This is a genomic window from Rhizobacter sp. P2_D12 (genome assembly GCF_056404395.1).
Window position 1 is genome coordinate 11,724 of the sequence record NZ_JBFUEB010000022.1, and the last position, 19,708, is coordinate 31,431.

Annotated in this window: 18 protein-coding genes; 7 read left to right on the plus strand and 11 right to left on the minus strand. The window is 69.8% G+C overall.

What is annotated here, in order from left to right:
• Positions 1-22 precede the first annotated feature (22 nt).
• Genes AC1DYN_RS09945 through AC1DYN_RS09960 form a run of 4 tightly spaced genes read right to left on the minus strand, consistent with a single transcriptional unit; the run spans position 23 to position 3,815 of the window.
• On the minus strand, positions 23-916 hold the full coding sequence (locus AC1DYN_RS09945; protein ID WP_477958969.1) for an NAD(P)-dependent oxidoreductase: 894 nt from the start codon (positions 914-916) through the stop codon (positions 23-25).
• A gap of 16 nt (positions 917-932) precedes the next feature.
• Complete coding sequence (locus AC1DYN_RS09950) at positions 933-2,069, minus strand: PilT/PilU family type 4a pilus ATPase (protein ID WP_477958970.1); 1,137 nt, start codon at positions 2,067-2,069, stop codon at positions 933-935.
• 26 nt (positions 2,070-2,095) lie between these two features.
• Positions 2,096-2,749 carry a cyclic nucleotide-binding domain-containing protein gene (locus tag AC1DYN_RS09955; protein WP_477958971.1) on the minus strand — a complete coding sequence of 218 codons (654 nt, stop codon included), beginning with the start codon at positions 2,747-2,749 and terminating at the stop codon, positions 2,096-2,098.
• A gap of 22 nt (positions 2,750-2,771) precedes the next feature.
• Positions 2,772-3,815 carry a type IV pilus twitching motility protein PilT gene (locus AC1DYN_RS09960; protein ID WP_477958972.1) on the minus strand — a complete coding sequence of 348 codons (1,044 nt, stop codon included), beginning with the start codon at positions 3,813-3,815 and terminating at the stop codon, positions 2,772-2,774.
• A gap of 102 nt (positions 3,816-3,917) precedes the next feature.
• On the opposite strand from AC1DYN_RS09960, the gene AC1DYN_RS09965 reads away from it, so the two are divergent.
• On the plus strand, positions 3,918-4,604 hold the full coding sequence (locus AC1DYN_RS09965; RefSeq protein ID WP_477958973.1) for a YggS family pyridoxal phosphate-dependent enzyme: 687 nt from the start codon (positions 3,918-3,920) through the stop codon (positions 4,602-4,604).
• Between the two features lie 28 nt (positions 4,605-4,632).
• On the opposite strand, the gene AC1DYN_RS09970 is transcribed toward AC1DYN_RS09965, so the two are convergent.
• Positions 4,633-5,115 carry an Lrp/AsnC ligand binding domain-containing protein gene (locus AC1DYN_RS09970; RefSeq protein WP_047510853.1) on the minus strand — a complete coding sequence of 161 codons (483 nt, stop codon included), beginning with the start codon at positions 5,113-5,115 and terminating at the stop codon, positions 4,633-4,635.
• A 92-nt stretch (positions 5,116-5,207) separates the two neighbouring features.
• On the opposite strand from AC1DYN_RS09970, the gene AC1DYN_RS09975 reads away from it, so the two are divergent.
• Together AC1DYN_RS09975 and AC1DYN_RS09980 are read left to right on the plus strand one after the other, a co-directional pair.
• The gene (locus AC1DYN_RS09975; protein ID WP_477958974.1) at positions 5,208-8,198 is read left to right on the plus strand and encodes an L-glutamate gamma-semialdehyde dehydrogenase; all 2,991 of its coding nucleotides are present in this window, start codon (positions 5,208-5,210) and stop codon (positions 8,196-8,198) included.
• Between the two features lie 67 nt (positions 8,199-8,265).
• On the plus strand, positions 8,266-9,804 hold the full coding sequence (locus AC1DYN_RS09980; protein WP_477958975.1) for a methyl-accepting chemotaxis protein: 1,539 nt from the start codon (positions 8,266-8,268) through the stop codon (positions 9,802-9,804).
• Positions 9,805-9,808: 4 nt separating this feature from the next.
• Here AC1DYN_RS09980 and AC1DYN_RS09985 read toward each other — a convergent pair whose 3' ends face one another.
• Positions 9,809-11,131 (minus strand): hypothetical protein, encoded by a 1,323-nt coding sequence (locus AC1DYN_RS09985; protein WP_477958976.1) that lies wholly within the window; start codon positions 11,129-11,131, stop codon positions 9,809-9,811.
• On the opposite strand from AC1DYN_RS09985, the gene AC1DYN_RS09990 reads away from it, so the two are divergent.
• A complete protein-coding gene (locus AC1DYN_RS09990) occupies positions 11,130-11,426 on the plus strand; it encodes a hypothetical protein (RefSeq protein ID WP_477958977.1) in 297 nt (98 codons plus the stop codon). The two genes, AC1DYN_RS09985 and AC1DYN_RS09990, sit on opposite strands and share 2 nt — an antisense overlap.
• A 66-nt stretch (positions 11,427-11,492) precedes the next feature.
• On the opposite strand, the gene AC1DYN_RS09995 is transcribed toward AC1DYN_RS09990, so the two are convergent.
• Positions 11,493-11,888, minus strand: coding sequence for a tautomerase family protein (locus tag AC1DYN_RS09995; RefSeq protein ID WP_477958978.1), 396 nt, complete (start codon positions 11,886-11,888; stop codon positions 11,493-11,495).
• A 96-nt stretch (positions 11,889-11,984) separates the two neighbouring features.
• Between AC1DYN_RS09995 and AC1DYN_RS10000 the strand changes: the two genes are divergently transcribed.
• The 3 genes from AC1DYN_RS10000 to AC1DYN_RS10010 all read left to right on the plus strand — a co-directional run bounded on the left by AC1DYN_RS10000 (position 11,985) and on the right by AC1DYN_RS10010 (position 15,088).
• The gene (locus AC1DYN_RS10000; RefSeq protein WP_477958979.1) at positions 11,985-12,824 is read left to right on the plus strand and encodes a LysR family transcriptional regulator; all 840 of its coding nucleotides are present in this window, start codon (positions 11,985-11,987) and stop codon (positions 12,822-12,824) included.
• A gap of 9 nt (positions 12,825-12,833) precedes the next feature.
• On the plus strand, positions 12,834-13,640 hold the full coding sequence (gene proC, locus AC1DYN_RS10005) for a pyrroline-5-carboxylate reductase (protein ID WP_477958980.1): 807 nt from the start codon (positions 12,834-12,836) through the stop codon (positions 13,638-13,640).
• Between the two features lie 176 nt (positions 13,641-13,816).
• Entirely contained in the window at positions 13,817-15,088 is a 1,272-nt protein-coding gene (locus AC1DYN_RS10010) for a Glu/Leu/Phe/Val family dehydrogenase (protein ID WP_477958981.1), read from the plus strand.
• 6 nt (positions 15,089-15,094) lie between these two features.
• Here AC1DYN_RS10010 and ubiA read toward each other — a convergent pair whose 3' ends face one another.
• The 4 genes from ubiA to AC1DYN_RS10030 form a co-directional block, all read right to left on the minus strand.
• The gene (gene ubiA / locus AC1DYN_RS10015; RefSeq protein ID WP_477958982.1) at positions 15,095-15,949 is read right to left on the minus strand and encodes a 4-hydroxybenzoate octaprenyltransferase; all 855 of its coding nucleotides are present in this window, start codon (positions 15,947-15,949) and stop codon (positions 15,095-15,097) included.
• A complete protein-coding gene (locus AC1DYN_RS10020; protein ID WP_477958983.1) occupies positions 15,946-17,298 on the minus strand; it encodes a reverse transcriptase family protein in 1,353 nt (450 codons plus the stop codon). Before AC1DYN_RS10020 ends, ubiA begins: the two co-directional genes overlap by 4 nt.
• A 185-nt stretch (positions 17,299-17,483) precedes the next feature.
• Positions 17,484-17,936, minus strand: a complete 453-nt coding sequence (locus tag AC1DYN_RS10025) for a DUF2214 family protein (protein WP_477958984.1) — start codon at positions 17,934-17,936, stop codon at positions 17,484-17,486.
• Positions 17,937-18,058: 122 nt separating this feature from the next.
• Positions 18,059-19,687, minus strand: a complete 1,629-nt coding sequence (locus AC1DYN_RS10030; RefSeq protein WP_477958985.1) for a peptide chain release factor 3 — start codon at positions 19,685-19,687, stop codon at positions 18,059-18,061.
• Positions 19,688-19,708 lie beyond the last annotated feature (21 nt).

The window sequence follows — 19,708 nt, forward strand, 5'->3', positions numbered from 1 at the left end:
CCGATCGGCCTCCGGGTGGGGCCTACTTCAGCCGCGTGATCAGGCTGGAGGTATCCCAGCGCTTGCCGCCACCGGCCTGCACGTCGGCATAGAACTGGTCGACCAGCGCCGTCACCGGCAGCCGCGCGCCGTTGCGCTTGGCCTCGTCGAGCACCAGGCCCAGGTCCTTGCGCATCCAGTCGACCGCGAAGCCGAAGTCGAACTTGCCGGCGATCATCGTCGGCCCGCGGTTGTCCATCTGCCAGCTCTGCGCGGCGCCCTTGCCGATCACGCCGAGCACGGCCGTCATGTCCAGCCCGGCCTTCTGCCCGAAGGCGATCGCCTCGGCCAGGCCTTGCACCAGGCCGGCGATGCAGATCTGGTTGACCATCTTGGCCAGCTGGCCGGCGCCACTCTCGCCGAGCAGCGTCATCGCCTTCGCGAAGGCCATCGCCACCGGCTGGGCCTTGCCGAACGCAGCCGCATCGCCGCCGCACATCACCGTCAGCGCGCCGTTGATGGCGCCCAGGTTGCCGCCCGAGACCGGCGCGTCGATGAACTGCAGGCCCAGCGGCTGCGCCGCGGCGCTCAGTTCGCGCGCCACCTCGGCCGATGCGGTGGTGTGGTCGACGAAGATCGCGCCGCGCTTCATGCCGGCGAACGCACCGTCGGCGCCGGTGGTCACCGAGCGCAGGTCGTCGTCGTTGCCGACGCAGGCGAACACGATGTCGGCGCCGGCCGCGGCGGCCTTCGGCGTCGGCGCACTGCTGCCGCCGTACTCCTTGGTCCACTGCGCCGCCTTGGCCGCCGTGCGGTTGTAGACCGTCACGCGGTGTCCCGCGCGCGCCAGGTGCCCGGCCATCGGATACCCCATCACGCCCAGCCCCAGGAAGGCCACGGTCTGCGGCGCGATGGCCTCGTACGTCTTGGTGCTCATGCGGATGGCTGCTGCTTCAAACAATCGTCAGGTGCTCGGTGCCGGCGGCGAGGTCCGAGCTGCGCGCCCGGGTGCTGTTCAGCTTGATCTGCAGCCGCAGGTCGTTCACCGAATCGGCGTTGCGCAGCGCGTCTTCGTAAGTCACCAGGTGGTTCTCATACAGGTCGAACAGGCTCTGGTCGAAGGTCTGCATGCCCAGCTCGCGCGACTTCTTCATGATCTCCTTGATCTCGGCCACCTCGCCCTTGAAGATCAGCTCAGAGATCAGCGGCGTGTTCAGCATGATCTCGACCGCCGCGATCCGCCCGCGCCCTTCCTGGCGCGGCAGCAGGCGCTGYGACACCAGCGATTTCAGGTTCAGCGACAAGTCCATCAGCAGCTGCGCGCGCCGCTCTTCGGGGAAGAAGTTGATGATCCGGTCGAGCGCCTGGTTGGCGCTGTTCGCGTGCAGCGTCGCCATGCACAGGTGGCCGGTCTCGGCGAAGGCCACCGCGTGCTCCATGGTCTCGCGGTCGCGGATTTCGCCCATCAGGATCACGTCGGGCGCCTGGCGCAGCGTGTTCTTCAGCGCCTGGCCCCAGCCCTCGGTGTCGATGCCCACTTCCCGCTGCGTGACGATGCAGTTCTTGTGCGGGTGCACGAACTCCACCGGGTCTTCGATGGTGATGATGTGGCCGTACGAGTTCTCGTTGCGGAAGTCGACCATCGCCGCCAGCGAGGTGCTCTTGCCCGAGCCGGTGGCGCCGACGAAGATCACCAGCCCGCGCTTGGTCATCGTGACGTCCTTCAGCACCTGCGGCAGGTTCAGGCTGTCGATGGTCGGCAGCGTCTGCGGAATCGTCCGCAGCACCAGCCCGACATGTCCCTGCTGCACGAAGGCATTGACCCGGAAGCGGCCGATGCCCTGCGGCGAGATCGCGAAATTGCACTCCTTGGTGCGCTCGAACTCGGCGGCCTGCTTGTCGTTCATCACCGAGCGTGTCAGCGCCAGCGTGTGCTGGCCCGTCAGCGGCTGCGGCGACACCTTGGTCACCTTGCCGTCGACCTTGATGGCCGGCGGGAAGTCCGCGGTGAGGAACAAGTCGGACCCGTTGCGCGACACCATCAGGCGCAGCAGGTCGTTGACGAATTTCGATGCCTGGTCTCTTTCCATGATGCTTCCTCGGGGCGGTCGGCCGTTCAAGTGCTGGACAACAAGGCACTCAGCCGGGCGCTGACCTGCCGCAAACGCAAAGACAAACGCCGCGACAGCGAGGCCAGCAAGGCCAGGCCGAGCCGCGGCTCGAACATGATCATCTCATCCAATCGCTGTGCATCCACCACCGCCAGGGTACACGGCGTCAGCGTGGTGCAGGCGGAGAAGCGGGCGCCCGCGTCCAGCAGCGACATCTCGCCCAGCATGTCGCCCGCGCGGGCCTCGGCCAGCCGGGCGCGGCCGCCCCAGGGTTGCACGCGGTCGACCGCCAGCGTGCCGTCCAGCACGATCAGCATGTAGTCGCCCTGCTCGTCTTGGCCGATCACTTCCTTGTTGGCCGCCACCTGCACGAAATGCAGGTATTGGCTCATGCGCAGCAGCTCGTCGGGGCTCAGCGCCGCCACGTAGCGGTCGGCACCCCACAGCTTGGCGAACAGCGGCTCGGCCTGCTTGCGCTCCACCGTCGTCGCGCCCACGGTGACGGCCCGCGCCGCCCAGGTGGCCAGCGGCTGCGGATCGTCGCCGCGGTCGAGGAACTGGGTGGAGAAGAAACCCGAATCGGTGACGCTCGCGTCCTCGGCGGCGACCGGCGGGGTCGCATCGCCGCCGCGCTTCAGGCGATCAAAGAGCTTCTTCAAGCGACGCTTTCGCGGGGCCGGATCAGCCGGGGAAGTTCTCGGGGAACTTCGCCTTGGCGCGCGCTTCGGCGGGCGAAACGATGTTGCGGCGCACCAGGTCGGACAGGTTCTGGTCCAGCGTCTGCATGCCGACGGTGTTGCCGGTCTGGATCGACGAATACATCTGCGCGATCTTGTTCTCGCGGATCAGGTTGCGGATGGCGGCGGTGCCCAGCATGATCTCGTGCGCCGCGACGCGGCCGCTGCCGTCCTTCAGCTTGCACAGCGTCTGCGAGATCACGCCGATCAGCGATTCGGACAGCATCGAACGCACCATTTCCTTCTCGGCGGCCGGGAACACGTCGACCACGCGGTCGATGGTCTTGGCGGCCGAGCTGGTGTGCAGCGTGCCGAAGACCAGGTGGCCGGTTTCGGCGGCGGTCAGCGCCAGGCGGATGGTTTCCAGGTCGCGCATTTCGCCCACCAGGATGCAGTCCGGGTCTTCGCGCAGCGCCGAGCGCAGCGCATTCGCGAAGCTCAGCGTGTGCGGGCCGACCTCGCGCTGGTTGACCAGGCACTTCTTCGACTCGTGCACGAACTCGATCGGGTCTTCGACCGTCAGCACGTGGCCGTACTCGTTTTCGTTCAGGTGGTTCACCATCGCCGCCAGCGTGGTGGACTTGCCCGAGCCGGTCGGGCCGGTGACGAGCACCAGGCCGCGCGGCTTCAGCGCGAGTTCGGCGAACACCTTGGGCGTGTTCAGCTGCTCCAGCGTCAGGATCTTCGACGGAATGGTCCGGAACACCGCGCCCGCGCCGCGGTTCTGGTTGAAGGCGTTGACGCGAAAGCGCGCCAGGCCCTGGATCTCGAACGAGAAGTCGCACTCCAGCGTCTCTTCGTAGTTCTTGCGCTGCGAGTCGTTCATGATGTCGTACACCATGTCGTGTACCTGCTTGTGCTCGAGCGGGTCGACATTGATGCGGCGCACATCGCCGTGCACGCGGATCATCGGCGGCAGGCCGGCCGACAGGTGAAGGTCGGAGGCCTTGTTCTTGACCGAGAACGCAAGCAGTTGGGTGATGTCCATGGGGTGCTGGTAAGGAGTTGTGAGTGGCCGCTTGTCGGCAGTTCGCGGCGCGGCCTGTCCCTTGGGGTTCCCGGCTGTCCGTTGGGATAGGCTCCGGGAATTATGGCGATGATTGCTGCGAACATACAACAAGTGCACCAGCGCATCGCGCGGGCCTGTGCGAGCGCACAACGGCCCGTGCAAAGCGTCACGCTGCTGAGTGTTACCAAAACTTTCGGGCCGGAGGCGGTGCGCGAGGCTTTCGCGGCCGGCGAACGGCGCTTCGGCGAGAACTACGTGCAAGAGGGCGTCGACAAGATCGCCGCGCTGGCAGACCTGCGCGCGCAGGTCGAGTGGCACCTGATCGGGCCGCTGCAGAGCAACAAGACGCGCATCGTCGCCGAGGAGTTCGACTGGGTGCACTCGGTCGACCGGCTGAAGATCGCGCAGCGGCTGTCGGAGCAGCGGCCGGCCCACCTGGCGCCGTTGCAGCTGTGCCTGCAGGTCAACATCAGCGGCGAGGCGAGCAAGAGCGGGTTGGCGCCGGACGAGGTGGCGGCGGTTGCCGGGGCGGTGACCCGACTGCCGCGGGTCAGGCTGCGCGGGCTGATGGCGATCCCGGAGCCGGCGGGCGACTTCGAGGCGCAACGGGCGCCGCACCGGGCGTTGCGGCAGCTGCTGGACGCCTTGAACGCCGGGGGCCTGGCGCTCGACACGCTGTCGATGGGCATGTCTGCCGACCTGGATGCGGCGATCGCCGAAGGCTCGACGATGGTGCGCGTCGGCAGCGCGATCTTCGGCGCCCGGTAGCACGGATGCCAATCCGGGTTGTCCGCCGTCAGATCGGCAAGGCCGTCGTGTTCTTCACCTCTTCCATCACTGCGTACGTGTGCGTCTCCCGCACCCCCGGCAGGCTCCAGATCACCGAGCCGATCAGCTCGCGGTACGAGCCCATGTCCGCCACCCGCGTCTTGATCAGGTAGTCGAAGCCGCCCGCCACCAGGTGGCATTCCAGGATCTCCGGGCGCACCTGCACCGCCGCCTTGAAGGCCTTCATCACGTCCGGCGTGGTCCGGTCGAGCACCACCTCGATGAAGACCATCATTCCCGCGCCGAGCTTGTCGGGGTTCAATCGCGCTTCGTAGCCGAGGATGAAGCCGTCGCGCGTCAGCCGCTTCACGCGCTCGAGCACCGCCGTCGGCGACAAGTGCACCGTCTCGGCGAGCTTCAGGTTCGAGATGCGCCCGTCCTGCTGCAGCGCGCCCAGGATGCGGGCGTCGATCTTGTCCAGCGTGGCGGGCAGGCTGTGGTTGCTTTTCATGGTGAATGAATTGGAGAACCGGCTTTTTGTTGGCGATTAATTCATGTAACTGGCAGATACGCTAGTAGAACTAACACCAATGGTGACACCGCATGATGTTTCTGCCGCCGGCCTCGGCCCGCCTGCCCTACCCGTACCGCCCTGAACTGGAGCTGTTAGCAAGCCTGACGCCACCCCTCGCGCAGGCGCTGGATTGGCCGGCCGTGGTGCAGGCGGCGCGTCCCTGGGTGCAGGCGGTGCGCGACAAGCCGGCGCCGTTCTGGGCGATGGAATCGCTGCTGCGCGAGTACCCGATCTCCAGCGCCGAGGGCCTGGCGCTGATGCGGCTGGCCGAGGCGCTGTTGCGCGTGCCCGACGCCGAGACCGCGATCGCGCTGACCGCCGACCAGCTCGGCAAGGCCGAGTTCGACGCCTCGTCGGGTGGGCCGCACAAGATGCTGGCCAGCCTGTCGGCCAGCGCGATCTCGCTGTCCAAGAAATTCCTGCCCGACGCCGATGCCGAGGCCGGCCTGTTCAAGCGGCTGGGCGCGCAGACCGTGGTGGCCGCCACCGTGCGGGCGATCCAGTTGCTCGGCCGGCAGTTCGTGCTGGGCCGCGACATCGGCGAGGCGATGGACGAGGCCGCGTCGGCGCGCAAGCAACTGGCCGGCCTGCGCTTCAGCTACGACATGCTGGGCGAAGGCGCGCGCACCGAGGCCGATGCGCGCCGCTACCTGGCGTCTTACGCCCGGGCCATCGAGGCGATCGCCGGCGGCCGGGTGGCGGCCGGCCCCGAGTCGGCCGACGGCATCTCGATCAAGCTGAGCGCACTGTTCTCGCGCTATGAAGACGCGCAGCGCGAGCGCGTCGGTGCCGAGCTGCTGCCGCGGGTGTGGCAACTGATCGAGCTGGCCGCGCCGGCCAACATCAACCTGACGATCGACGCCGAAGAAAGCGACCGGCTGGAGCTGTCGCTCGACGTGCTGGACGCGCTGGCCGCCCGCATCGCCGGCGCGTACCCGCAATGGCGCGGCTTCGGCCTCGCGGTGCAGGCCTACCAGACGCGCGCGCCGCAGGTGGTCGACGAGGTCGCGCGCATCGCCCGCCGGCACGGGCTGAAGTTCATGGTGCGGCTGGTCAAGGGCGCCTACTGGGATGGCGAGATCAAGCGTGCGCAGGAGCTGGGCCTCGCCGGCTACCCGGTGTTCACCCACAAGCACCACACCGACATCTCGTACCTGGCCTGCGCGCGCGCGCTGATCGGCCATGCCGAGGTCATCTACCCGCAGTTCGCGACGCACAACGCCGGCACCATCGCGGCCATCGTGCAGATGGCGCGGCGTGCCGGCGCGGCGTTCGAGATGCAGCGCCTGCACGGCATGGGCGAGGGCGTCTACCGCGAGGTGATGCGCGACGCCGCCATCCCGGTGCGCGTCTACGCGCCGGTCGGCGAACACCGCGACCTGCTGGCCTACCTGGTGCGACGCCTGCTGGAGAACGGCGCCAACTCGTCCTTCGTGCACCAGCTGTCCGACGACGACGTGCCGGTCGACACGCTGCTGGCCTCGCCGCTCGTGCCGGCCGCGGCCCCCGGCCAGCCGATGCCGCGGGCGCTGTACGGCGAAGGCAGCCGCATCAACTCGCGCGGCGTCGACCTGGCCTGCCTGGCCGAGCGGGCGCCGCTGGACGCGGCCGTCGCGGCCACCACGGTCGAGTCGGTGCGCGAGGCCACGGTGGCCGACGTGGGCGAGGCGATGGCGCGCCTGCAGGCCGGCTTCAACCGCTGGAACGCGACGCCGCTGGCCGAGCGTGCCGCGATCCTGCGCCGGGCCGGCGATGCACTGGAGGCGCGGCTGCCCGAGTTCTGCGGCCTGCTGGTGAAGGAAGCCCACAAGACGCTCGGCGACTGCGTGGCCGAGGTGCGCGAGGCGGTCGACTTCTGCCGCTACTACGCCGACCAGGCCGAGCTGCGCCTGGCGACACAGACCCTGCCCGGCCCGACCGGCGAGCACAACGAGCTGCAGCTGCACGGCCGCGGCGTCTTCGTCTGCATCAGCCCGTGGAACTTCCCGCTCGCGATCTTCGCCGGCCAGGTGGTCGCGGCACTGGTGGCGGGCAACGCGGTGGCGGCCAAGCCGGCCGAGCAGACGCCGGCGGTCGCGCAGCGCATGGTGGCCTTGCTGCACGAGGCCGGCGTGCCGCGCGATGCGCTCGCGATGCTGCACGGCCCGGGCGAGACCGTCGGCGCCGCGCTGGTGGCCGATGCGCGCAGCGCCGGCGTCTGCTTCACCGGCTCGACCGCGGTCGCGAAGATCATCAACCGCACGCTGGCCGCCAAGGATGGACCCATCGTGCCGCTGATCGCCGAGACCGGCGGCATCAACGCGATGCTGGTCGACAGCACCGCGCTGCCCGAGCAGGTGGTCGACGCGGTGGTGCAGAGCGCGTTCCGCTCCGCCGGCCAGCGCTGCTCGGCGCTGCGCCTGCTGTGCGTGCACGAGAGCGTGGCCGACGGCGTGATCGAGATGATCCGCGGCGCACTCGCCGAGCTGCGCGTCGACGACCCGGCGCTGCTGGCCACCGACGTCGGCCCGGTGATCGACGACGAGGCCTTCGCCGGCATCCGCGGCCACGTCGAGCGGTTGCGCGGCAGCGCCACGCTGATCGGCGAGGCGCCGCTCGCGGCCGCCTTCCCCCGACTGGTGGCGCCGGTGGCCTTCGAGCTGCCGCGCGTGGCCGACGTGCAGCAGGAGATCTTCGGCCCGGTGCTGCACGTGGTGCGCTGGGGCGGCGATCCGGGCGACGTGATCGCGCAGGTCAATGCGCTCGGCTTCGGCCTGACGCTGGGCATCCAGACGCGCATCGACAGCCGTGCGCTGCGCCTGGCGTATGCGGCGCGCATCGGCAACGTCTACGTCAACCGCAACATGATCGGCGCGGTGGTGGGCGTGCAGCCCTTCGGCGGTGAAGGCCTCAGCGGCACCGGGCCCAAGGCCGGTGGCCCGCACTACCTGTACCGCTTCTGCGCCGAACAGACGCTGACCATCAACACGGCGGCCGCCGGCGGCAATGCCGCGCTGCTGGCCGGCGTTGTCAATGGTTGACAAACCTCGGGTCAAGCGTCCGGGTGCGGTCGTCGAAATCAGGGAGACCAGCCCATGAGGTGTCCCGATGAAGTCGATCAAGTCCGTCCTGTTGTGCCTGTTGGCCGTGTGCCTGTGCGCGATGGGGGCGCTGGCGGCGTCCGCGTGGTGGAGCGGGCAGCAGATGCAGCAGCAGGCGCGCAAGGTGTTCGTCGCGAAGGACGTGACGGCCGACATCCTGCCGCCGCCGATGTACCTGATCGAGGCGCGGCTGACGCTGTCGCGCGCGCTGGAAGGCACGCTGGCACCGCCCGACGCGATGCGCGCCTTCGACAAGCTGGCGGCCGAGTACCGGGACCGCGTCGGCTACTGGACCGCGCACCCGCCGTTCGGGCTGGAGCGCGAACTGCTGGGCGAGCAGCATGCGACGGCGCAGCGCTTCTTCGAGGCCGGCCGCACGAAGGTGCTGCAGCCGCTGGTTGACGGGCAGGCCGACGCGGCGCGCGAGGCGCTGGCCGCGGTGCACTTGATCTACGAAGCCCATCGGCGCGCGGTCGACGTCACGGTGCAGCGTTCGGCCGCCGTCGCCGAGGAGAACATCGCGGCGTTCGACACGGTCGAGGCCGCCGGCCTGCACGGCAACCTCGCGGTGCTGGCCGGCTCGGTGCTCGCCGGCACCGGGCTCTTCCTGCTGGTGTGGCGCCGGCTGCAGCGCGATGTCGCGCGGCCGCTGCAACAGGCCTGCGAGGCGGCCGGGCGAATCGCCACCGGCGACCTCGCCGGCCGCATCGTGGTGCAGGGGCGCGACGAGGCGGTGCAGGTGCTGCAGGCGCTGGACGCGATGCAGCAGGGGCTGCGCCGCGTGGTCGACGAGGTGCGCGACGGCGTCGACGGCATCGCCATCGCCAGCGCGCAGATCGCGCAGGGCAATGCTGACCTGTCGGAGCGCACCGAGCAGCAGGCCGGCAGCCTGCAGCAGACGGCGTCGGCGATGCACGAGATCGACGCCCACGTGCGCAGCAGCGCCGACCACGCGCAGCAGGCCGACCGGGCCGCCGCGCTGACGGTGTCGGCCGCCGGCCGCGGCGGCGAGGTGGTCGCGCAGGTGGTGCAGACCATGGACGGCATCGCCGATGCCAGCCAGCGCATCGCCGCCATCGTCGGCGTCATCGACGGCATCGCATTCCAGACCAACATCCTGGCGCTGAACGCCGCCGTCGAGGCCGCGCGTTCGGGCGAGCACGGCCGCGGCTTCTCGGTGGTGGCCGGCGAGGTGCGCGCTCTCGCCCACCGCAGTGCCGAGGCGGCGCGCGAGATCAAGGGCCTGATCGCGGCGAGCAGCGAGCGCATCGATGCCGGCAGCCGCCTGGCGCGCGAGGCCGGCACGACGATGGCCGACATCGTGGCCCAGGTGGGCGGCGTCACCGCGCTGATCGGCCGGATCAGCGGTGCGGCGCACCAGCAGGCGCAGGGCATCGGCGAGGTCAACGTGGCGGTCGACCGCATCGACGGCATGACGCAGCAGAACGCGGCCCTGGTCGAGGAATCGGCGGCGGCGGCCGAAAGCCTGAAGCTGCAGGCACAGCACCTGGCCGGGGCGGTCGCGGTGTTCCGCCTCGCCGCCTGAGGACTCAGGCCTGCGACGGGTCGGCCTGGGCCGACGGCATGGCGACCGCGCCGAGCGCGCCGCCCCACAGGTGGTACAGCGCCTGCAGGCCGGCGAACTTGGCGAGCTGCGTGTACAGCGCGGCGTTCTGCTTCGAATGGCCGTGATTCACGAGAGCCTCCGGCATGCCGACCAGCATCGAGAACAAGGCGCCGAAGCCGGGGGTCAGGATGGCGTGCGAAGTCCAGCCGAGCTTGCTGGCCAGCACGTCCTGCAGGGCCTGCGGCAGCGTCGTGGCCACGTTCTTGGCATACAGCGGGACATTGGTCAGCGCGCTGGCGATCTGCTGGTGGGCCGGCTTGTTCAGGTGATCCAGGCACTCGGCCAGGTCGGAGCGCGCCAGGAAGTGCTGGAAGCCGGCGCGCCCGTCGCCGATCTCCAGGCTGTTGCGGATCGCGCGCATGCCGCCGCCGCCCAGCGTCGAGCCGCCCACCACGTCGAGCATGTTGTCGCCCAGGATGCGCTGGTCGGGCGTGCCGTGGGTGCCGGCCGCCGCGGCGTTGATCACGCGAGCGGTGTTGCGCAGCCCGCCGTAGCTGGCGCCGGCGGCGATGGTCAGGTCCGTGGCGAAGCTTTTCTTGCTGTGCGGGTTGGCGCCCTGCAGCGGTGCCGGCAGCTTGTCTTCCGGCGGGCGGGTGAAGTAGGCGTTCTCGAAAGTCTTGGCCGCGGCGGCGCCCGAGCCGGCGTCCAGGATCGACAGCATCAGGCCCAGCGCCGCGCCCGTGGCCAGCCCGGACCACGCGGCCGGCGTGTCCTTGCCGAGCGCGGCCAGCATGCCTTCGAGCACCTGGTCGCCGACCTTGAAGTCGACGATGGCTGAGCCGACGTTGAAGCCGTTCGCGCTGGCCATGCCGTGCAGCACGGCCGTGCCCTGGTCGCGCCATTGCACGCTGGCCAGCAGGTCGACGAACTGCTCGCGCGTCGTGATGTGGTGGTCGCGCAGCACCTGCGCCTGGGTCTGCGCCAGCGCCTTCAGCTGGGCGACGTCGGCGCCGTTCTCGGTGGTGCGCATCGAGTTCAGCATGTGCGCGACGCAGCCCTCGATGTCGGGCGGCAACCGGGCGGTCAGCTTGCCCTTGTTGATCTTGCTGAAGAAGAACGGATTGACGGCGCGGAAGCTTGGCTTCCCGGCCAGCGGCCCCTCCAGCGGACCCGGCTGGGCGTGATCGCTCTCCGACGAGGCCGTGGACAGGTGGTCGTCGGGGACGTTCGGGGTCAGGTCCTGCGGTGCGTGGTGCTGCGGCGCGTTGAACAGCGGCGGGGTTTGCGACAGATCGTTCATCGGCATGACCCCCGGCGAGGTCTCGCCATGCTGGGAGCGGATCGACGGTGCGTTGCTGCGAGGCCGCGAGCTGGAGGAGGACGAACTCGTGCTGCTGCGACGGACCGGCGGGAAGCTCGGGTTCTCGGACAGCAGCGCGGGCGTCGGCGTGGATGTCGTCGGGGTGGGCGGTCGGACGGTTTCGTTCCGCACGCTCTGGGCGCTGCTGGGCCGGTTGGGGGTCGTCGCTGTGACGGCGGGCATGGAAATCCTCCTGAATCGTTGGGCGGTCGTCGGATGTGACCGTGGCATGTCAGGCTGAAGTCAAGCGCCGGCCGGCATGGATGGCAGCGCGAAGGCTTGGCCGCGCTGCCGAATCCATGCGCCCTCAAGTCGCATGCTGGTAACGGTCTTCCTGCGTGCGCCCCGCATAGCCGTAGGCGGCGGCGCGCAGGTCGGCGACGTGCACGTAGGAGTGCTCCGCCACGCCGCCCAGCAGCTCGCCCATCGCCTGGTGGACGGCCTCCAGGTAGGCGGCCTTCTCGCGCTTGGTGTTGGTCTCGTCGGTGATGCTGACCATCCAGTGGTAGCTGCGCGGGCCGCCGGCCGCCAGCGCCTTGCCGCCGATGAACCAGTGCGCAGGCGCGATGAAGTCGACCACGACGGCCGTCAGCGACGGGTCCTTGCCGAGCAGCCGGGCGGTCAGCTCGGTGGCGCTGCGCGCGACGTTCGAGGCGAGGGCGGCATCGGCGTCGCCGGAGATCTGGATGTGCAGGTAGGGCATGGTGGATTCCTCGGTGGTTGGTTGACAAGTCCACTGTAGGCACGCAGCATCCATCTGTGAAACAGTTTGATCCGATTCCATTGACCGAAAACTCTGATGAATGACATCGACCCGCTGTGGCTGCGCAGCTTCATCGCGATCGTGCAGGCCGGCTCGGTGACGCGTGCCGCCGGCCGCGTCAACCGCACGCAGTCGGCCGTCAGCACCCACCTGCAGCAGCTGGAGGCGAGCGTCGGCGCGCGGCTGGTGCAGCGCAGCACGCGGGCGCTGATGCTGACGGCCGAGGGCGAGCGCTTCCTGCCGCATGCGCGCCGCCTGCTCGAGCTGCAGGACGAGGCGCGCGCCGCGGTGCAGCCGGCGGTGCAGGCGGCGGTGTGGCGCATCGGGCTGAGCGAATACTTCCTGCCGGCGCGCCTGGCCGAGCTGCTGGCGCTGCTGCGCGACGCCCAGCCGCAGGCGCGCTTCGAGCTGCTGTGGGCCAGTTCCGCTGCACTGCAGCAACTGTGGGCCGACGACGCGATGGACCTGGCGGTGGTCACCAGCGACAAGGCGCTGCCGGGCGCGCGGCTGCTGCGCCGCGAGCCGCTGTCGTGGGTGGCGGCGCCCGGCTGGCAGCCGCCGGCGAATGCGCCGGCGCCGCTGGTGCTGCTGGGCCCCGACTGCCCGGTGCGCGCGATGGCGCTGGCTTCGCTCGCGCGGTCGGCGCGGCCGCACCACCTGCAGCTCAGCTGCACCGGCAGCCATGGCGCGGTGGCGGCGATGCGCGCCGGCTGGGGCATCGGCTGCCTGAACCAGTCGGCCATCCCGGCCGACCTGGACGTGCTGACCCGGCGCGACCCGCGCGGCTGGCCGTCGCCGGGGCGCTTGTCGTTCCACGTGCTCGCGCGGCCTGCGTTACAGGACACCGAACGCTTGCTGCGGCGCTGGGCGGCCTAAACTCGCCGCATGAGCACCATTGCATTCATCGGCGGCGGCAACATGGCCAGCGCCGTCATCGGCGGCCTGCTGAAAAGCGGGCGCGCACCGGCCGACATCCTGGTCCTCGAGCCGAACGCCGAGCAGCGCTCGCGACTGCAGCGCGACCTGGGCGTGATCACGCTCGAAGCCCCCGGCTCGGTGATGCAGCGCGCCGCGATCGTCGCCTGGGCGATCAAGCCGCAGAACTTCAAGGAAGCGGCCGCGGCCTGCGCGCCGCACGTCGCGGCGGCGCTGCAGTTCAGCGTGATGGCCGGCATCCGCAGCGGCGACATGGCGCGCGCGCTGGGCACCGAACGGGTCGTGCGCTCGATGCCGAACACGCCGGCGCTGATCGGCGAAGGCATTGCCGGCCTGTTTGCGCGGCCCGCGGTCACCGCCGCCGAATGCCAGCAGGTCGAACAGCTGCTCGCCCCCACCGGCCGCACGCTGTGGGTCGAACGCGAGGAAGACCTGGACACGGTGACCGCGCTGTCCGGCTCCGGCCCGGCCTATGTCTTCTATTTCGTCGAGGCGATGATGAAGGCGGCGCAAGACCTGGGCCTGAGCGCCGCGCAGGGCCGCGAGCTCGCACTGGCCACCTTCTCCGGCGCCGCGGCGCTGGCGCTGCAATCGGCCGAGCCGCCGTCGCTGCTGCGCGAGCGCGTCACGTCCAAGGGCGGTACCACGCATGCCGGGCTGACCTCGCTGGAACGCAGCGGCGTGCACGATGCGATCGTCTCGGCGGTGAAGGCCGCGCACCGCCGCGCGCGCGAACTGGGCGATGAGTTCGGCTGAGGAAATCGGCTGGATGCAGGTGGGATATGTGATGCCGGAAAGACATCATGCAAAGGAGGCATGAGCTTCGGTGAGAAATTCAGTCGTGGCGGGCCTACAGTCGCGCTCCATGCCGGCGGCGTGGGCCACGAGTTCGCGCGACGCCCGGGCATGAGACCTTCCCCACGGAGAACCGCATGAGCAACCTGTCCTATGTCACCCAGAGTGCTGACAGCCCCTGGCAAACCTACCTGTCCCAAGTCGACCGCGTGCTGCCGTACCTCGGCTCGCTGGCGAAGTGGGGCGAGACGCTGAAGCGCCCGAAGCGCGCGCTGATCGTCGACGTGCCGATCGAACTCGACAACGGCACGGTGCGGCACTTCGAGGGCTACCGCGTGCAGCACAACCTGTCGCGCGGGCCGGGCAAGGGCGGCGTGCGCTACCACCCCGATGTCACGCTCGAAGAGGTGATGGCGCTGAGCGCGTGGATGACGATCAAGTGCGCCGGCGTCGGCCTGCCGTACGGCGGCGCCAAGGGCGGCATCCGGGTCGACCCGAAGCTGCTGTCGCACAAGGAGCTCGAGCGCATGACGCGCCGCTACACCAGCGAGATCGGCATCATCATCGGCCCGCAGCGCGACATCCCGGCGCCCGACGTGAACACCAACGGCCAGATCATGGCCTGGATGATGGACACGTACTCGATGAACACCGGCTCCACCGCCACCGGCGTCGTGACCGGCAAGCCGATCCACCTGGGCGGCTCGCTGGGCCGCGTGAAGGCCACCGGCCGCGGCGTGTTCGTGACCGGGCGCGAGGCAGCACGCCGCATCGGCATGAACCTGGACGGCGCACGCATCGCGGTGCAGGGCATGGGCAACGTCGGCAGCTCGGCCGCCGAGCTGTTCGTGCAGGCCGGGGCCAAGCTGGTGGCGGTGCAGGACCACACCGGCACCCTCGTCAACCCGAACGGCTTCGACATGGCCGACACGATGGCGGTGTTGAAGCGCGATGGCGGCATCGCCAACTACAAGGACGCCGAGCGCGTCGACAACGAGGCCTTCTGGGACGTCGACTGCGACATCCTGATCCCGGCCGCCCTCGAAGGGCAGATCACCGCGGCGCGTGCCAACCGGTTGAAGGCCAAGCTGGTGCTCGAAGGGGCGAACGGCCCGACGCTGCCGGATGCTGACGACGTGATGCACGACCGCGGCATCCTGGTCGTGCCCGACGTGATCTGCAACGCCGGCGGCGTGACGGTCAGCTACTTCGAGTGGGTGCAGGACTTCAGCAGCTTCTTCTGGAGCGAGGACGAGATCAACGTGCGGCTCGACAAGATCATGGTCGACGCGCTGCGCCACATCTGGGACACGTCGGAGAAGCACAAGATCACGCTGCGCACGGCGACCTTTGCGGTGGCTTGTGAACGCATCCTGATCGCGCGCGAAGAGCGCGGCTTGTATCCCTGATCGTGGCTACAGCCACTGGTTGAGCACCACGCCGGCGAAGACCGCGAAGCCCAGCCAGTGGTTGAGCCGAAATGCGCGGAAGCAGCCGTCGCGGCTGCGCGTGCGGATCAGCGTCCAGTGCCAGCCGGCGATGCCGGCGGCCACCGCCAGGCCGGCGTAGAACGGCCAGCGCAGCCCCTGCTGCACACCCAGCGCGGCCCAGGTCGCGATGAACAACGCATAGAACGCCATCACGCCGATGACGTCGAAGCGCCCGAGCGTGATGGCCGACGTCTGGATGCCGATCTTCAGGTCGTCGTCGCGGTCGACCATCGCGTACTCGGTGTCGTAGGCGATCACCCAGCACAGGTTGCCCAGCAGCAGCCACCAGGCCAGCGCCGGCACCTCGCCGCGCACCGCGGCGAAGGCCATCGGGATGCCGAAGCTGAAGGCCACGCCCAGCACCGCCTGCGGCATCGAGAAGAAGCGCTTGGTGAACGGGTAGAAGATGCTCACCGCGAGCGCCGCGAAGCTCCACGCGATGGTCGCGGCATTGGTCGTCAGCACCAGCCCGAACGCGGCCAGCGCCAGCGCCGCGCCGAGCAGCAAGGCCTCCTTCACGCTGACCGCGCCGCTGGTGACCGGGCGCTGCGCGGTGCGCTTGACGTGCTTGTCGAAATCGCGGTCGGCGACGTCGTTGACCGCGCAGCCGGCGCTGCGCATCAGGAAGGTGCCGAGCGTGAAGACGGCCAGCAGGTGCCAGCCGGGAAAGCCGCCGGCCGCCATCCACAGGGCCGACAGCGAAGGCCACAGCAGCAGGTAGCTGCCGGCGGGGCGATCCCAGCGGATCAGGTTCAGGTAGAGCGACAGGCGCGAATTCATCCCACGAGTCTAGGCGGGGCCGCGTCCCACCCGATGCGGGCCCACAACGCGTGCAGGCGTTCGGCCTTGGCGGCATTCAGCTGCGCGGCCCATTGCACGCGCCCCCACAGGTGGGCACGGAAGTCGGCATGGCCGTCGCGGTTCTGCGAGGCCGGGCCGTGCAGCGCGCACTGGTGCAGCACGGCGCGCAGGCGATCGAACTCGCGGCGCTGCAGGTTGGGGTGCCGGTTGACGACGACACCGCAGACGCGCTGCGCCGCGGCCTGCGTCGCGAGCCGCGTCTTGCGGTGGTTCAGCGCATAGCCCTCTTCCAGCGCGATGCGGCCGACCCAGGCGGCGATGCGTTCGAACGAGCCGCGCAGGGATTGCGGGCCCGACAGCACCAGGTCGTCGGCGTAGCGCGAGTAGGTGGCGCCGAGCACATGCGCCAGGCCGTCGAGCCGCAGGTCGAGCTGGAAGGCGCACAGGTTGGCCAGCATCGGCGAGCTGGGCGCTCCCTGCGGCAGGTGGGCGCGGCGCAGCGCGCGAGCATCCTGCCAGTCGACCCAGCCGTCGTCGCGCAGGCGTTCGATCACCGGCCCGGGTGTGCGGACGGTGCACAGCGCGGCAAGCTGGCGCGCGACGCCGCCCGGGTAGCCGAGCGTGTGGAACACGGCGGCCACCTGCGACGCGAGGATGCTGCCGAAGAAGTTCTTCAGGTCGAAATGCAGCAGCACCGGCTGGCCGGCATGCAGGCGGGCATGCGTCAGCACCGAGCGGCCGCCGACGAAGCCGTGGCAGGCCTCGTGCACCGGCACCCGGTCGAGCAGCCCGTGCAGCACGCGGCCCTGCAAGGCCTTGAGCCGGCTGCGCGGCGATTCGATCAGCCGGCCGCCGCCGCTGCGCTTGGGCTGCAGCGTGAAGCCGTAGTGCTGGGCGTGCAGCGGCACCTGGTGGCGGCGATCGTGGGTGAACCAGTCGAGGTCGTCCGGCGTGATGCCCAGCCAATCGGCGATGGCGGCGCTGTGTGGCAACGGCGGCAGTGCCAGGTCATCGAGGCCGAGCGGCGGCGGGTGCATGCGCGACGCGCGCAGGATCCAGCGGCGCACGAAAGGCACTTCGGACGTGCGCAATGCAATGGAGAAGGCGCGCGTCTTTTCGATCCGTGCCGCCAGGTCGTCGACCTCCTGGTGCTGCCAGGTCGTCTCGGACACGCGGGGCAGTTCGCCGATCAGTCGTGCCAGCCATTGCGGCGAGCAACCCAGCGCCTGCGCGGCGCGTGCCTGCATTGAACTGGCCGCCTGCGGGCCGGCCCAGAGCGCCCGCGCCAGGGCGAGGGCATCGAGGTGACGTGAGCGCGAGCTGTGCATGTCGAGGTGCGGCACAGGGACGCCGACCTGCCGGTCTCGTGGTAAGCAGTCGTGCGCGTCAGCGCACGCCCGCTTGCACCGCGAGTGCCAAAGTCGAATCGTTGCCGTGGGGGTGCCCCACAGCCGGGTCCGGGACTGCGACCCGTGCTTGCTCGGCGTGTGTGGCCGCGCGCGGATTCTAGAGGCTAGAGGCCGACGCCGTTGGCCATCAGCGAGGCCGCCAGCAGGATCAGCACCAGCAGCACCATCTGCACCGACAGCAGCCGCGAGATGCGCGTGAATTCCAGCTCGCTGACCACCGGTGCGCGGCCGGCCTTCAACTCGGGACTCCAGCGGATGAAGCGGATCGTCGGGTAGATCGACAGCAGGCCGACCAGCACGAACAGCGTCAGCTTGACGTGGAAGAACGGGCTGTGCGCATAGAACGACCAGCCCTTCTCGAAGTGCGCCGCGCGCGTGAACCCGACCACCAGCAGCACGGCCGCGAAGATGCCGTACCAGCGGTCGGCCAGCGCCAGCCGCCGGGCCTCGGCGTGCGTCGGCATGCGGCTGAAGGTGAACCACTCGAAGAACAGCGTGGCGGCGATGCCGAACGCGGCGATGAAGTGCAGGGAGGCGATCAGCGACTTGGCGAGCATGCGGGTCTCCGGCATCCGTTGGAATGGCCCGCAATGTGCCGGGCCGGCCGGCATCGCGCAAGGGGTCGGGCGACGAACGGCAGCGGGCCGGCGCGGGATGCCGGCCCCGCGCCGCGAAATGTTCAGCCTTCGAGCTTCTTCTGGAACACCAGCCCGGCATGCTCGCGCAGCGCGTGGAACTTGATCTTCGGCCAGTTGGCCTCGATCGCGCGCAGCTCCGGTGCGTACTCGACCAGCACCGTCGGCGCATCGACCGCGTCGTAGGCGACGCGGTGGTCGTTGGCGTCGATGAAGCGCTTGAGTTCGCGCTCGCCGCCGTCGGCCTCGTCGCAGGTGACCCAGCGCGCCACCTGGAAGCGGCTCGGCTGGATGCGTGCCTTCACGCCGTACTCGTGTTCGAGCCGGTGCGCGACGACCTCGAACTGCAGCTGGCCGACCGCGCCCAGCAGCAGAACCGAGCCGGCGACCGGGCGGAACACCTGGATCGCGCCCTCTTCGCCCAACTGCTGCAGGCCGGCCTTCAGCTGCTTGGTGCGCAACGGGTCGGCCACCTCGACGCTGCGGAACATCTCGGGTGCGAAGAACGGCAGGCCGGTGTACAGCAGGTTCTCGCCTTCGGTCAGCGTGTCGCCCAGCTGCAGCACGCCGTGGTTGGGGATGCCGATGATGTCGCCGGCGAAGGCCTCGTCCAGCAGCTCGCGCCGCTGCGACAGGAAGCTGACGACGGTGTTGGGTCGCAGCTCCTTGCCCGAGCGGCCGACCTTCAACCGCATGCCGCGCTCGAAGTGGCCGCTGGCCACGCGCACGAAGGCGATGCGGTCGCGGTGCGCCGGGTCCATGTTGGCCTGGATCTTGAAGACCACGCCGGTGAACTTCTTCTCGTCCGGCTCGACCAGGCGCTGCGTGGCCTGGCGCGGGCCGGGCGCGGGCGCCAGGTCGACCAGCGCATCGAGCACCTCGCGCACGCCGAAGTTGTTGACCGCCGAGCCGAAGAACATCGGCGTCTGGTGGCCGGCCAGGAAGGCGGCCTTGTCGAAGGCCGGTGCGGCTTCGCGCACCAGCTCGATCTCGCCGTGCGCCTGCTCGTACTGCATGCCGAAGCGTTCGGCGTAGGCCGGGTTCTCGAGCCCGGCGAGGATCTCGTCGTCGTTGTGGTGGCGGTCTTCGCCCGGGCTGAAGACCCGCATCTGCTCCTCGCGCAGGTCCATCACGCCGTGGAACTGCTTGCCCATGCCGACCGGCCACGTGAACGGCACGACGCCCATGCCGAGCTCGCGCTCGATCTCGTCCATCAGCACCAGCGGCTCCTGTACCTCGCGGTCCATCTTGTTGACGAAGGTGAGGATGGGCGTGTTGCGCGCGCGGCAGACCTGCAGCAGCCGGCGCGTCTGCGGCTCGACGCCGTTGGCCGCGTCGATCACCATCAGCGCCGCGTCGACCGCGGTCAGCACGCGGTAGGTGTCTTCGGAGAAGTCCTGGTGGCCCGGCGTGTCGAGCAGGTTGATCACGCAGTCGCGGTATTCCATCTGCATCACCGAGCTGGCGACCGAGATGCCGCGCTGCTTCTCGATCTCCATCCAGTCGGACGTGGCATGGCGCGAGGCCTTGCGCGCCTTCACCGAGCCGGCGATCTGGATCGCGCCGGAAAACAGCAGCAGCTTTTCCGTCAGCGTGGTCTTGCCGGCGTCGGGGTGGGAAATGATGGCGAAGGTGCGACGGCGGCGCACCTGCGGGGTCAGCTCGGAGGACATGGGGTCGGGGGAGCGGCGCAG

Excerpts from the sequence above, each read along its gene's own strand:
- AC1DYN_RS09945 (WP_477958969.1), bottom strand. The coding sequence starts at position 916 with ATGAGCACCAAGACGTACGAGGCCATCGCGCCGCAGACCGTGGCCTTC.
- AC1DYN_RS09960 (WP_477958972.1), bottom strand. The coding sequence starts at position 3,815 with ATGGACATCACCCAACTGCTTGCGTTCTCGGTCAAGAACAAGGCCTCC.
- AC1DYN_RS09965 (WP_477958973.1), top strand. The coding sequence starts at position 3,918 with ATGGCGATGATTGCTGCGAACATACAACAAGTGCACCAGCGCATCGCG.
- AC1DYN_RS09970 (WP_047510853.1), bottom strand. The coding sequence starts at position 5,115 with ATGAAAAGCAACCACAGCCTGCCCGCCACGCTGGACAAGATCGACGCC.
- AC1DYN_RS09975 (WP_477958974.1), top strand. The coding sequence starts at position 5,208 with ATGATGTTTCTGCCGCCGGCCTCGGCCCGCCTGCCCTACCCGTACCGC.
- AC1DYN_RS09980 (WP_477958975.1), top strand. The coding sequence starts at position 8,266 with ATGAAGTCGATCAAGTCCGTCCTGTTGTGCCTGTTGGCCGTGTGCCTG.
- AC1DYN_RS09990 (WP_477958977.1), top strand. The coding sequence starts at position 11,130 with ATGACCCCCGGCGAGGTCTCGCCATGCTGGGAGCGGATCGACGGTGCG.
- AC1DYN_RS09985 (WP_477958976.1), bottom strand. The coding sequence starts at position 11,131 with ATGCCGATGAACGATCTGTCGCAAACCCCGCCGCTGTTCAACGCGCCG.
- AC1DYN_RS09995 (WP_477958978.1), bottom strand. The coding sequence starts at position 11,888 with ATGCCCTACCTGCACATCCAGATCTCCGGCGACGCCGATGCCGCCCTC.
- AC1DYN_RS10000 (WP_477958979.1), top strand. The coding sequence starts at position 11,985 with ATGAATGACATCGACCCGCTGTGGCTGCGCAGCTTCATCGCGATCGTG.
- proC (WP_477958980.1), top strand. The coding sequence starts at position 12,834 with ATGAGCACCATTGCATTCATCGGCGGCGGCAACATGGCCAGCGCCGTC.
- AC1DYN_RS10010 (WP_477958981.1), top strand. The coding sequence starts at position 13,817 with ATGAGCAACCTGTCCTATGTCACCCAGAGTGCTGACAGCCCCTGGCAA.
- ubiA (WP_477958982.1), bottom strand. The coding sequence starts at position 15,949 with ATGAATTCGCGCCTGTCGCTCTACCTGAACCTGATCCGCTGGGATCGC.
- AC1DYN_RS10020 (WP_477958983.1), bottom strand. The coding sequence starts at position 17,298 with ATGCACAGCTCGCGCTCACGTCACCTCGATGCCCTCGCCCTGGCGCGG.
- AC1DYN_RS10025 (WP_477958984.1), bottom strand. The coding sequence starts at position 17,936 with ATGCTCGCCAAGTCGCTGATCGCCTCCCTGCACTTCATCGCCGCGTTC.
- AC1DYN_RS10030 (WP_477958985.1), bottom strand. The coding sequence starts at position 19,687 with ATGTCCTCCGAGCTGACCCCGCAGGTGCGCCGCCGTCGCACCTTCGCC.